This is a genomic window from Brevundimonas naejangsanensis DSM 23858, assembly GCF_000421705.1.
Taxonomy (GTDB): domain Bacteria; phylum Pseudomonadota; class Alphaproteobacteria; order Caulobacterales; family Caulobacteraceae; genus Brevundimonas; species Brevundimonas naejangsanensis.
The window spans coordinates 1-13,894 of sequence record NZ_ATXN01000010.1; the positions used below are offsets into that span (position 1 = coordinate 1).

Genomic DNA, 13,894 nt, shown 5'->3' on the forward strand with positions numbered 1-13,894 from the left:
CTCCGCTTCGCGTCGACCACCCTCCCCATGAAGGGGAGGGAGAGGCGCGCCGCGCCTTGGTTTCTACCGCCGGCGCGGGCTGAGGATGTCGCCCAGCCGATCCGGCGTGCCGGGAATGCGCTCCAGGCGCGGGTAGCGCAGGCCGTCGTGGTAGTCGAAGTCGACCGTGCGGTAGCGGTCGCCGTTCTTGAGCAGCAGGCGGATCGGGGCGTCGGTCCCCTTGGCGGCGGTGATGGCGTCGCGCAGTTTCTCGGCCGAGCCGGCGAGGTCGTTGACGGCCACCAGTTCCCAGCCCGGCCCGATGTCGGCCTCGAACGCGCGGCCACCCCAGCGGACGCCGGTCAGCTTATTCGAGGACGACAGGGTGAAGCCCAGGGAATACTGGAAGTCGTTAGCCCAGCCCGATTGAACGCGCTTTTCATCGGCGGTCAGGCTGTCGGTGTAGGTCAGGCGGTAGCCGCCGCGCGTCAGACCGTCGAGCGGCGCCTTGGCGTCCGGCCCGCTGGCGTCCAGACGGGTGCGCAGGAACGTCGCCCAATCGTGCGAGTGGACCGCGTTCAGCGCCGTCACAACGTCGTCGAACGTATAGCCGCGCGGCGCCCATGAGCCGTCGTCGCCGCCGAAGAAGTCCTTGGCGAAGTCGTCCAGCGACTTCTTGCCGCCCGTCGCTTCACGAATGAGCGTGTCGGCGTCCAGCCAGATCAGCAGGGCCTCGCGATAGTAGTCGCCGGTGCCGCGCATCCACGAGGAATAGGGATTGCCGGTGCGATAGCCGAGCAGGTTGTGGTTGTTCGTATCCTGTAGCGGGCGCCACTCACGGCCCGGCTGGTTGTCGTAAAAGGCCGCCACCTCGGCAAAGCTCGTCAGGATGTCGGCCTTGGAGGCTAGGCCTGAGCGCGCCGTCAGCACGTCGCCCCAATATTCCGTCTGCCCCTCATAGACCCACAGCAGGGTGTTCTGCGTCGGAATGTTGTGGTTGGCGGTCAGTTCGTCGGCCGGGCGCTGGCGCTTGCCGTTCCAGGCGTGGGTGAACTCGTGCGGCAGCAGGCCGACGGCGCCCATACTCTTGCCCCAGTTGGTGAAGAAGTCGGCCGGGACCGAGTTCTCGGACGAGCGGTGATGCTCCAGGCCGATGCCGCCCAGCTTTGACGTCGCGGCCAGCAGGAAGTCGTAGCGGTCATAGGGGCGGGCGCCGAACAGACGGTCGGTCTGGGCGACCAGATTTTCGAACCAGCTCAGTTGCTCGGCCGTGGGGGCGAGATCCTTGGCCGTATCGGCCATGATGTTCAGGTGGACGGCGCCTTCGCCGTTCCCCCGGCGCGGGTCGATGGCGATGCGCTGGAAATGGGCGCCGCCGAACAGGGGGCTGTCGATCAGGGTGTAGAGGTCGGTCGGCGCAAAGGTCGCCAGACCGTCGACGAAGCTCTCGGTGTCGAGGGCGACGCCGTATTTCCAGCCCTGCGGCAGGCGGATCGACGGGGCGAAGGTGATGCCCGTCGAGCGATAGCCCGCCGGATAGAGCAGGGCCTTTTCCCACTGCAGATTGACCATCTCGGAGGTCATGACGACGCGCCAGGTCGAGTTGTCGGGCTGGGTCAGCCACTGGAACTCGACGGTAATCTCGCTGACGCCCTGAGGCACCTCGATGTGGAAGGCGTAGGGGTCGATGGTGTCGCGCAGCCAGTCGATGCGCCCAGAGCCATCTGAGCCGCCGCCCTGGACCTTCACGCCCGACACCAGCTGGATCGGGCCGGTCGGAGCGTGGTTGCCCGGCAGGAATTTCGGATAGAGCAGGACCAGAGGGCCGGGCGCGACCGGGATGGTCTGGCGCACGCGGACGATCTTCTTCTCGACGTCGGTGGCGTCGACCTCATAGCGGATGACGCCGGGATAGGCCTCGGCCGTCGGCGCCGGGATCGGCGGCAGGGCGCGGGGCAGGGCCAGAGGCGTGTTCTGGGGCGTCGGCGCGGTCGGCGCCTGCGGGCCGGTCCAGTCCTGGGCGAGGGCGGCAGGCGCAGCGGAGGACAGCAGCAGGGCGAGGGCGGCGGCGGGCAGGCGGTGTGTCAGGGTCATGTTGAAGCTGTAGCGGCGTTTCCGCCGCAGCGCGACCTTCTCCCTCCCCTTCATGGGGAGGGTGGCTGAGGCCGTCAGGCCGAGGCCGGGTGGGGAGGGCTTGGCGATGCAGGACGCCGGTGCTTGATCAGCCTTGCCGCCCCCACCCGGTCTTCGCTTCGCTCCGACCACCCTCCCCATGAAGGGGAGGGAGAGGCGCGGCGCTTGGCCGTTACCGCCGCTTCGGCGACAGGATGTCGCCCAATCGGTCGGGCGTGCCCTCGATCCGCTCCAGGTGCGGGTAGCGCAGGCCGTCATGGTAGTCGAAGCGCACCGTCTTGAAGACGTCGCCATTCTTCAGGATCAGTTCGATCGGCTCGGAAGCCCCCTTGGTGGCGGTGACCGCCTCCTTCAGCACGTCGGCCGAGGCCGCGCGGCCGCCGACGGCGACGACTTCCCAGCCCGAGGTCAGACCTTGCTCGAACGCGGGGCCGCCCCACAGGACGGAGGTGATCTTGTTCGACTTGTTCATCATGAAGCCGAGCGAATAGGTGAAGTCGTTGCGGCCAAGCTCCTTGTAGAGGGCGCCCATGTAGCCGGACGGCTCTTCCTTGAAGACCAGGCGGTAACCGCCGCGCTCGATGCCGTCCAGCGGACCGCGCGAGCCGGGGCCGACCGCGTCCAGCCGCTCGCGCAGGAAGGCGGCCCAGTCGTTGGCCTGCACTCCGTTCAGGGTCGAGGTCACGTCAGCGAAGGTGTAGGGGGCCGGATCCCAGTTCCCGTCCTCGACGCCGAAGAAGGCCTTGGCGAAGTCGTCCAGCGACTGCTTGCCGCCCGTCCGCTCGCGGATCAGGGTGTCGGCGTCCAGCCAGATCAGCGAGCCCTCGCGGTAATAGTCCTCGCTGCGCTGATAGGAACTCCACGGCTGGGGGCGGCGCTGGCTGATGATGGGGTCGTTGGTGGTGTCCTGCATGGCGCGCCACTGGCGGCCGGGAATGTTCTGGAAGCTGGCGGCGGTCATAGCCAGCACGTCCAGCGCCTGCTGCTTGCTCATCAGCCCAGCGCGGGCGGTCAGGACCAGACCCCAGTACTGCGTCTGGCCCTCATAGACCCACATCAGGGAGTTCTGCAGCGGCTCGTTCAGATTGGGCGTCAGTTGATCCGCCGGGCGGCGCCATTTGCCGTTCCAGCTGTGGGTGTATTCGTGGCCGAGCAGGTCGCGGTCGGCCAGGGTCGCTTCGCGGTCGGTGAAATACTTCACATCGGCGCTGTTCTCGGAGGAGCGGTGATGCTCCAGGCCGATGCCGCCCAGCTTGTCGGTCACGGCCAGCAGGAAGTCGTAGTGGTCATAGTGGCGCGCGCCGAACAGGCGGTCGGCCTGCTGGACCAGATTGCGGTGCAATTGGATATGCTCGTCCGAGGCTTCCAGCATCTTGGCGGTGTCAGCGATGACGTTCAGCCGCACCGGCGACCGACCGCCCGGATCAAGGTCGAACTGGCGATAATGGGCGCCCGCGAAGACGGGGCTGTCGGCCAGATGCTCCAGCGTGATGGGGGCGAAGGTCGCCACGCCGTTCTCAAAGCTGACGGTGTCCAGCCCCGTGCCGTAGTTCCAGCCCTGCGGCAGTTTCAGCGTCGGCTGGAAGGTGATCTGGCGCGAATAATAGCCCGCCGGATAGAGCAGGGTCTTGTCCCACTGGACATTGGCCATTTCGGGGGTGACGGTGACGCGGCCCTGGCCGCCCTCGATCGGCGTCAGCCATTGGAAGGCGGCCTCGACCTCGGTCACACCGGCGGGAACTTCGATCTGATAAGCCCAGGGCTGGACGGTGTTGCGCACCCATTCCAGTCGCTGGCCGTTGGCGGTGAAGGTCAGGCCGCCGACGTTGGCGACTGGGCCGACCGGACCGTGATGGCCGGGAATCCACTGGGGATAGAAGAGGATCAGAGGGCCGGGGCCGCTGACGGGGATAGTCTGACGCACCTGGATCAGGCGGCGGTCGATGTCGGTGGCGTCGACATCCAGCTTGATAACGCCGGGATAGGCTTCGTCCCTGGCCGTCGGGATCGGCGCCAGGGCTACGGGCAGGGCGGGCGTCCCGACCTGTGCCAGAACGGGCGCGCCCGTCGCCAACAAGAGGACCGAGGCGCTGGCGGCCAGGAGGAAAGGTTTCATGACGGCTATCTCAGGACGGCCGCCCCCAACGCGGCCTCAACAAGGAGGCGCAGACGACAATGTGTCGCAGGCGTCGTCAAGATGGATGACGATTCCGTGTCGATGCTTTCCATCCCGCTCATCCCGGCGGACGCCGGGACCCAGTACTTTGGCTTCCGGCGCCTCGCCGAGGGGATAAGTCCCAGTGTGGCGCTCTCACTCCCGGCGTCCGCTGGGATGAGCGGGGATTAGAGTTAGCTCCCAAATTCTATGCCGAGCGGCGCGTCAGCCCTGCGGATTCACTTCGAGCAGCTCGACCGTGAAGCGCAGCGCCGAGTTGGCGGGGATGTCCGTCCCCATCCAGCGCGAGCCGTAGGCCAGATCGGCCGGGATGACGAACTCATAGGTCTCGCCCTCGCGCATCAGGGCGACGCCCTCGGTCCAGCCCTTGATGACCCGGTTCAGGGGGAAGGTCGCGGGCTCGTTGCGTGAATAGGAGCTGTCGAACTCGCGCCCGTCGATGAAGGTGCCGCGATAGTGGACCTTGACCGTGTCGGTCGCGGACGGCTGGGCGCCGTTCGGATTGGCCTTGCTGACAAGGCGATACTGCAGGCCCGACGGGGTCGAGGTCCAGCCGCGACGCTGGCTGTTCCACATCAGATAGGCGGCCTGGCCGACCTCCCAATTCTCCTGGGTCGCGGGGCCGACCGACTCTCGCAGGCCGGGATAGCCGATATCCGACGTCGAGGCGCAGGCCGCCAACGACAGGGCGGCGAGGAGGGGCAGGGCGATGTACTTCATAACGCAAGGCTTATCACGCTGATCGAAACTGTCACCTGCTCGCGTGTGGGGGCCTTTATTTCGCCGAAGAAGGGCGTATATATGCGCGTCCCGCAGATTCCATGAATCCCGCGCGAAAGCGCCGAGGCCCGGTTTGTCGCCCTCCGACCGGTGCGAAGGCGTCGCCCCTCCCCAAGGGGGCGGATACATCCAGGCGTCCTGATCTGCGTGCGGATCGAGGGTGGACGTCGAGAGACATTTAACGGTCACGGATCGCCGGTCGGCGCGCCGTGGCTGCTGCATTGAGAGCGGGCCTCGCAAGGGGCCGCGATTGGGAAAACAGAATGGCCAAGTCCACCGACGGTCTCGCCTTGGGTAAGATCGCTGCCGCCACGTCGTTTACCGGCAAGAAGCGCATTCGCTACAGCTTCGGGCGCATCCCCGAAGCCGTGCAGATGCCGAACCTGATCGAGGTTCAGCGCGCTTCGTACGAGCAGTTCCTGCAGCGCGAGTCGCGCCCCGGTCTGCGCAACGACGAGGGCATCGAGGCGGTCTTCAAGTCGGTCTTCCCGATCAAGGACTTCAACGAGCGCGCCGTCCTGGAATACGTCTCCTACGAGTTCGAGGACCCGAAGTACGACGTCGAGGAATGCATCCAGCGCGACATGACCTATGCCGCGCCGCTGAAGGTCAAGCTGCGCCTGATCGTCTTTGAGACCGAGGAAGAAACGGGCGCACGTTCGGTCAAGGACATCAAGGAGCAGGACGTCTACATGGGCGACATCCCGCTCATGACGGACAAGGGCACCTTCATCGTCAACGGCACCGAGCGCGTGATCGTCTCGCAGATGCACCGCTCGCCGGGCGTCTTCTTCGACCACGACAAGGGCAAGACCCACTCGTCGGGCAAGCTGCTGTTCGCCGCCCGCGTCATTCCTTATCGCGGCTCGTGGCTGGACTTCGAGTTCGACGCCAAGGACATCGTCTACGTCCGCATCGACCGTCGCCGCAAGCTGCCGGCCTCGACCTTCCTCTATGCCCTGGGCATGGACGGGGAAGAGATTCTCAAGACCTTCTACGAGACGGTTCCGTACGAGAAGCGCGGCGAAGGCTGGGTCACGCCCTACAAGCCGGAACGTTGGCGCGGCGTGAAGCCGGAGTTCGATCTGGTCGACGCCGACACCGGCGAAGTGGTCGCCCCGGCCGGTCAGAAGATCAGCGCCCGCGCCGCCAAGAAGCTGGCCGACGGCGGTCTGAAGTCGCTGTCGCTGGCGGCTGACGCCCTGCTAACCAAGTATCTGGCCTCTGACGCCGTCAACTTCGAGACCGGCGAAATCTACGCCGAGGCGGGCGACGAGCTGGACGCCGCGGCGATTGAGCTGCTGGAAGCCAACGGCTTCACCACCATCGACGTGCTGGACATCGACCACGTCACGGTCGGCGCCTACATGCGCAACACCCTGCGCGTGGACAAGAACACGGGCCGCGAGGACGCTCTGTTCGACGTCTATCGCGTCATGCGCCCGGGCGAGCCGCCGACGCCGGAAGCGGCCGAGGCCATGTTCAACTCCCTGTTCTTCGACGCCGAGCGCTACGACCTGTCGGCCGTGGGCCGCGTGAAGATGAACATGCGTCTGGAAACCCCCGAGGTTTCGGACGAAATCCGCGTCCTGCAAAAGGACGACGTGCTGAAGGTGCTGCAGATCCTGGTCGGCCTGAAGGACGGCCGCGGCGAGATCGACGACATCGACAACCTGGGCAACCGCCGGGTCCGTTCGGTGGGCGAGCTGCTGGAAAACCAGTACCGCGTCGGCCTGCTGCGCATGGAGCGCGCCATCAAGGAGCGCATGTCCTCGGTCGATATCGACACGGTCATGCCGCACGACCTGATCAACGCCAAGCCGGCCGCCGCTGCGGTTCGCGAGTTCTTCGGTTCGTCGCAGCTGTCGCAGTTCATGGACCAGACCAACCCGCTGTCGGAAATCACCCACAAGCGTCGCCTCTCGGCGCTTGGCCCGGGCGGTCTGACGCGCGAGCGCGCGGGCTTCGAAGTCCGCGACGTGCACCCGACGCACTATGGCCGCATCTGCCCGATCGAAACGCCGGAAGGCCCGAACATCGGTCTGATCAACTCGCTGGCCACCCACGCCCGCGTTAACAAGTACGGCTTCATCGAAAGCCCGTACCGTCGCGTGGTCGAAGGCAAGGCGACGGACGAGGTGGTCTACATCTCGGCGATGGAAGAGGCGAAGCACGTCATCGCTCAGGCCAACATCGACCTGAAGGACGGCGAGATCGTCGAGGAGCTGGTGCCGGGCCGTATCAACGGCGACTCCCAGCTGCTGACCAAGGCCGACGTGGACATGATGGACGTGTCGCCGAAGCAGGTCGTTTCGGTCGCCGCCGCCCTGATCCCCTTCCTGGAAAACGACGACGCCAACCGCGCGCTGATGGGCGCCAACATGCAGCGTCAGGCTGTGCCGCTGGTGAAGTCGGACGCACCGCTGGTCGGCACCGGCATGGAAGCCGTGGTGGCCGTGGACTCCGGCGCTGTCGTGGTCGCCCGTCGTGAGGGCGTGGTCGAGCAGATCGACGGCACCCGTATCGTCGTGCGCGCCACGGGCGACGTGGAAGCCGGCCGCTCGGGCGTTGACATCTATCGGCTGTCGAAGTTCCAGCGTTCGAACCAGTCGACCTGCATCAACCAGCGCCCGATCGTGCGCGTGGGCGATGCGGTGAAGGCGGGCGACGTCATCGCCGACGGCCCGTCGACGGACCTGGGCGAACTGGCTCTGGGCCGCAACGCCCTGGTCGCCTTCATGCCCTGGAACGGCTACAACTTCGAAGATTCGATCCTGATCTCCGAACGGATCGTGCGCGACGACATCTTCACCTCGATCCACCTGGAAGAGTTCGAGGTCATGGCCCGCGACACCAAGCTGGGCCCGGAAGAGATCACCCGCGACATCCCGAACGTCGGCGAGGAAGCCCTGCGCAACCTTGACGAGGCGGGCATCGTGGCCATCGGCGCCGAAGTCCAGCCGGGCGATATCCTGGTCGGCAAGGTGACGCCGAAGGGCGAAAGCCCGATGACTCCGGAAGAGAAGCTGCTGCGCGCCATCTTCGGCGAGAAGGCTTCGGACGTGCGCGACACCTCGCTGCGTCTGCCGCCCGGCGTCGCCGGCACCATCGTCGACGTGCGCGTGTTCAACCGCCACGGCATCGACAAGGACGAGCGCGCGATGGCGATCGAGCGCGCCGAGATCGAGCGCCTGGGCAAGGACCGCGACGACGAGCTCAAGATCCTTGAGCGCAACGTCTACGGCCGCGTGAAGCCGCTGCTGCTCGGCAAGACCGCCGTGTCCGGCCCGAAGGGCATGGGCCGCGGCGAGGTCACCGAAGAGAAGCTGGCCGAAGTGTCCAAGGGCCTGTGGTGGCAGGTCGCCCTCGACGACGAGAAGGCGATGGGCGAGCTGGAGGCCATGAAGAAGCAGTTCGAGGACGCCCGTAAGGCCCTCGACCGTCGCTTCGAAGACAAGGTCGAGAAGCTGCAGCGCGGCGACGAGATGCCGCCTGGCGTCATGAAGATGGTCAAAGTCTTCGTGGCCGTGAAGCGCAAGCTGCAGCCGGGCGACAAGATGGCCGGCCGTCACGGGAACAAGGGCGTCATCTCCAAGATCCTGCCGATCGAGGACATGCCGTACCTGGAAGACGGCACCCACGTCGACGTGGTGCTGAACCCGCTGGGCGTGCCGTCGCGCATGAACATCGGTCAGATCTTCGAGACCCACCTGGGTTGGGCCGCCGCCGGTCTGGGCAAGCAGATCTCCGGTCTGCTGGAAGCCTGGCAGCACGGCGGTCAGAAGCAGGCTCTGATCGAGCGTCTGACCGAGGTTTATGGCGCCGACACCCCGCTGCCGGACGACGAGGAAGACCTGATCGAACTGGCGAAGAACCTGTCCAAGGGCGTGCCCTTCGCGACCCCGGTCTTCGACGGCGCGCGCATCTCGGACATCGAGGACCTGCTGGAATCAGCGGGCCTGGATCGTTCGGGCCAGTCGATCCTGTACGACGGTCAGACCGGCGAGCAGTTCAAGCGTCCGGTCACGGTCGGCTACATCTACATGCTGAAGCTGCACCACCTGGTCGACGACAAGATCCACGCCCGCTCGATCGGCCCGTACTCGCTCGTCACCCAGCAGCCGCTGGGCGGTAAGGCGCAGTTCGGCGGTCAGCGCTTCGGGGAAATGGAGGTCTGGGCTCTGGAAGCCTACGGCGCCGCCTACACCCTGCAGGAAATGCTGACGGTGAAGTCGGACGACGTGGCCGGCCGCACCAAGGTCTACGAGGCCATCGTCCGCGGCGACGACAGCTTCGAGGCCGGCATCCCCGAGTCGTTCAACGTGCTCGTGAAGGAAATGCGCTCGCTGGGCCTGAACGTGGAGCTGGAAAACAGCTGATCGGATCAAGCGCCCTTCCTCGCCTCGGCGGGGAAGGGCGGTCCGCCTGTTCTCCTCTCTGAATGATTTTCGCGGGGCATTCCCGCAGAAGGAAAAAAGATGAACCAGGAAGTCCTGAACATCTTCAACCCGGTCCCGGTCACCCCGACCTTCGACCAGATCAAGATCGCCCTGGCCTCGCCGGAGAAGATCCGCTCGTGGTCGTTCGGCGAGATCAAGAAGCCGGAAACCATCAACTACCGCACGTTCAAGCCCGAGCGTGACGGCCTGTTCTGCGCCCGTATCTTTGGCCCGACCAAGGACTACGAATGCCTGTGCGGCAAGTACAAGCGCATGAAGTACAAGGGCATCATCTGCGAGAAGTGCGGCGTTGAGGTCACCCTGGCCCGCGTTCGTCGCGAGCGCATGGGCCACATCGACCTGGCCGCCCCGGTCGCCCACATCTGGTTCCTGAAGTCGCTGCCGAGCCGCATCTCGCTGATGCTGGACATGGCGCTGAAGGACGTCGAGCGCGTCCTGTATTTCGAGAACTACATCGTCACCGAGCCGGGCCTGACCCCGCTGAAGCAGAACCAGCTGCTGACGGAAGACGAGTTCTATCACTACCAGGAAGAGTTCGGCGACGACGGCTTCACCGCCGAGATCGGCGCCGAGGCGGTCCGCAACCTGCTGATGGCGATCGATCTGAACGCCGAGGCCGAGAAGCACCGCGCCGAGCTGGCCGACAACCCGTCGGAGCTGAAGGCCAAGAAGGCGTCCAAGCGCCTGAAACTGCTGGAAGCCTTCATCGAGTCGGGCAACAAGCCCGAGTGGATGATCCTGACGATCGTCCCGGTCATCCCGCCGGAACTGCGTCCGCTGGTGCCGCTGGACGGCGGCCGCTTCGCCACCTCGGACCTGAACGACCTGTATCGCCGGGTCATCAACCGGAATAACCGCCTGAAGCGCCTGATCGAACTGCGCGCGCCGGACATCATCATCCGCAACGAAAAGCGGATGCTGCAGGAGTCGGTCGACGCCCTGTTCGATAACGGCCGTCGCGGCCGCGTGATCACGGGCGCCAACAAGCGTCCGCTGAAGTCGCTGGCCGACATGCTGAAGGGCAAGCAGGGCCGCTTCCGTCAGAACCTGCTGGGCAAGCGCGTCGACTACTCGGGCCGTTCGGTCATCACCGTGGGCCCGGAGCTGAAGCTGCACGAGTGCGGCCTGCCCAAGAAGATGGCGCTGGAACTGTTCAAGCCGTTCATCTACGCGCGTCTGGACGCTAAGGGCCTGTCGGGCACCGTCAAGCAGTCCAAGCGCATGGTCGAGCGTGAACAGCCCGCCGTCTGGGACATCCTGGACGAGGTCATCCGCGAGCACCCGGTTCTGCTGAACCGCGCCCCGACGCTGCACCGTCTGGGCATCCAGGCGTTCGAGCCCAAGCTGATCGAGGGCAAGGCCATCCGCCTGCACCCGCTGGTCTGTACGGCGTTCAACGCTGACTTCGACGGCGACCAGATGGCCGTGCACGTCCCGCTGAGCCTTGAGGCCCAGCTGGAAGCGCGCGTGCTGATGATGTCGACGAACAACATCCTGTCGCCCGCCAACGGCAAGCCGATCATCGTGCCGTCGCAGGATATCGTGCTCGGCCTGTACTACCTGTCGCTGGTCAAGGAAAAGCAGCCCGGCGAAGGCAAGCTGTTCGCCAACATGGGCGAAATCGACGCGGCGCTGGACGCCCGTGTCGTGACCCTGCACACCAAGATCAAGGCGCGCTGGACCGAGATGAACTCGGAAGGCGAAGTCGTGACCAAGGTGATCGACACCACGCCGGGCCGGATGAAGCTGGGCGCCCTGCTGCCGCTGAACCCGAACATCGGCTACAACCTTCTGGACAAGAACCTGACCAAGAAGGAGATCGGCAACCTGATCGATCAGGTCTACCGTCACTGCGGTCAGAAGGCGACGGTCATCTTCGCCGACCAGATGATGCAGATGGGCTTCCGCGAGGCGGCCAAGGCCGGCATCTCGGTGGGCAAGGACGACATCGTCATCCCGGCCAAGAAGGAACAGCTGGTCAACGAGACCCGCACCCAGGTCGAGGAGTACGAGCAACAGTACGCCGACGGCCTGATCACCAAGGGCGAGAAGTACAACAAGGTCGTCGACGCCTGGGCCAAGGCCACGGACAAGATCGCCGATGAGATGATGGGCGAAATCGCCCAGCCGCGCGTGCTGATCAAGGGGCAGGAGCCGGACATCAACTCGGTCTTCATGATGGCCAACTCGGGCGCCCGTGGTTCGCAGGCCCAGATGAAGCAACTGGGCGGGATGCGCGGCCTGATGGCCAAGCCCTCGGGCGAGATCATCGAGACGCCGATCATCTCGAACTTCAAGGAAGGCCTGACCGTCCTTGAATACTTCAACTCCACCCACGGCGCCCGTAAGGGTCTGGCCGACACCGCCCTGAAGACCGCCAACTCGGGTTATCTGACCCGTCGTCTGGTGGACGTGGCGCAGGACTCCATCGTCACCGAGGAAGACTGCGGCTCGACGCGCGGCATCACCCTGCGCGCCGTGGTCGAAGGCGGCGACGTGCTCGTCTCGCTGGGCCAGCGCGTGCTGGGCCGTTACGCGGCCGAAGACATCAAGGAGCCGGGCGGCGAAGTCCTGTTCCCTGCCGACACCTATCTGCAGGAAGAGGAAGTCGAGCTGATCGACAAGGTGGGCGTCCAGTCCATCAAGGTCCGTTCGGCCCTGACCTGTGAAGCCGAAACCGGCATCTGCGCGACCTGCTACGGCCGTGACCTGGCGCGCGGCACCAACGTCAACATCGGCGAAGCGGTGGGCGTCATCGCCGCCCAGTCGATCGGCGAGCCGGGCACCCAGCTGACGATGCGGACCTTCCACATCGGCGGTACGGCTCAGGTGGCGGAGACCTCCTTCTTCGAGGCGACCAACGCCGGCGTCATCAAGGTCGTCGGACCGACCGTTATCGCCGCACACGGCGACCCGGTGTCCATGAGCCGCAACGTGGTGGTCACGGTGACCGTCGACGGCAAGGACCGCGAATCCTACAAGGTGCCTTACGGCGCGCGCCTGCGCGTCAAGAACGGCGCCGAGGTGACCAAGAACCAGCGTCTGGCCGAGTGGGACCCCTACACCACCCCGATCCTGACGGAAGTCGGCGGCGTGGTGCGTTTCGAGGACCTGGTCGACGGCCTGTCCGTCAAGGAAGAGACCGACGAGGCCACGGGCATCGCCCAGCGCGTCGTCTCCGACTGGCGCGCCAGCCCGCGCGGCGCGGACCTGCGTCCGGCCATGGGCGTCACCCAGGGCGACAGCTACGCCAAGCTGTCGAGCGGTTCTGACGCGCGTTACCTGCTGCCCGTCGGCGCCATCCTGTCGGTGGCCAATGGCGACGAGACCAAGCCGGGCGACATCATCGCCCGTATCCCGACCGAGGGCGCCAAGACCCGCGACATCACCGGCGGTCTGCCGCGTGTTGCCGAGCTGTTCGAAGCCCGTCGTCCCAAGGATTGCGCGGTCATCGCCGAGATGGACGGTCGCGTCGAATTCGGTCGCGACTACAAGAACAAGCGCCGCATCAAGATCACCCCGGAGCCGGATGCCGACGGCAACCAGGGCGAAGCGGTTGAGTTCCTGATCCCGAAGGGCAAGCATATCTCCGTCCACGACGGCGATCTGATCCAGAAGGGCGACTACATCATCGACGGCAACCCGGATCCGCACGACCTGCTGCGCATCCAGGGCGTCGAAGCGCTGGCCGAGTATCTGGTGAACGAAGTGCAGGAGGTCTACCGACTGCAGGGCGTGCCGATTAACGACAAGCACATCGAGGTGATCGTTCGCCAGATGCTGCAGAAGGTCGAAGTCATCGACTCCGCCGAGACGACGCTCATCAAGGGCGACCACGTCGATAAGGTCGAAGTCGATATCGAGAACGCCAAGGTCGAGAAGCGCGGCGGCCGTATCGCCACCGTGCAGCCGGTCCTGCTGGGCATCACCAAGGCGTCGCTGCAGACCCGCAGCTTCATCTCGGCGGCGTCGTTCCAGGAAACCACCCGCGTCCTCACCGAGGCTTCGGTCCACGGCAAGAAGGACACGCTGGAAGGCCTGAAGGAAAACGTCATCGTCGGTCGCCTGATCCCGGCCGGCACCGGCGCCTACCTGCGCAGCCTGCAGAAGATCGCCAACGAGCGCGACGCTGTGCTGACCCAGGCCCGCGAAGAGGCGGTCGAACCGCTTCCCGCGGATCTGGCCCTGGAGCTGGAGCAGTCGGCCGACTGATCCGGGCTCAGACCTGAAAGACTGAGGAGGGCGGCGCCGAAAGGCGCCGCTCTTTTTTGTTGGCCTATCGCGCTTCGCGCTGCTTGAGGCCGTTTGTTGGCCTGCCACGCTCTGGGCTGCTTGAGGCCGTTGGGCGTGCGCGAGCTGAGGAGGG

General features: G+C 65.6%; 5 protein-coding genes. 2 read left to right on the forward strand and 3 right to left on the reverse strand.

Annotation, left to right across the window (positions count from 1 at the left end):
- Positions 1–63: 63 nt before the first annotated feature.
- From H556_RS0115315 to H556_RS0115330, 3 genes are all read right to left on the reverse strand, one after another.
- Complete coding sequence (locus H556_RS0115315; protein WP_024355272.1) at positions 64–2,073, reverse strand: M61 family metallopeptidase; 2,010 nt, start codon at positions 2,071–2,073, stop codon at positions 64–66.
- A 211-nt stretch (positions 2,074–2,284) separates the two neighbouring features.
- Complete coding sequence (locus tag H556_RS0115320) at positions 2,285–4,228, reverse strand: M61 family metallopeptidase (protein WP_024355273.1); 1,944 nt, start codon at positions 4,226–4,228, stop codon at positions 2,285–2,287.
- 264 nt (positions 4,229–4,492) lie between these two features.
- The gene (locus H556_RS0115330) at positions 4,493–5,008 is read right to left on the reverse strand and encodes an FKBP-type peptidyl-prolyl cis-trans isomerase (protein WP_024355274.1); all 516 of its coding nucleotides are present in this window, start codon (positions 5,006–5,008) and stop codon (positions 4,493–4,495) included.
- Between the two features lie 323 nt (positions 5,009–5,331).
- On the opposite strand from H556_RS0115330, the gene rpoB reads away from it, so the two are divergent.
- Both rpoB and rpoC read left to right on the forward strand, forming a co-directional pair.
- Entirely contained in the window at positions 5,332–9,447 is a 4,116-nt protein-coding gene (gene rpoB / locus H556_RS0115335; RefSeq protein WP_024355275.1) for a DNA-directed RNA polymerase subunit beta, read from the forward strand.
- 99 nt (positions 9,448–9,546) lie between these two features.
- Complete coding sequence (gene rpoC, locus H556_RS0115340) at positions 9,547–13,740, forward strand: DNA-directed RNA polymerase subunit beta' (RefSeq protein ID WP_024355276.1); 4,194 nt, start codon at positions 9,547–9,549, stop codon at positions 13,738–13,740.
- The last annotated feature ends 154 nt before the right edge of the window (positions 13,741–13,894 follow it).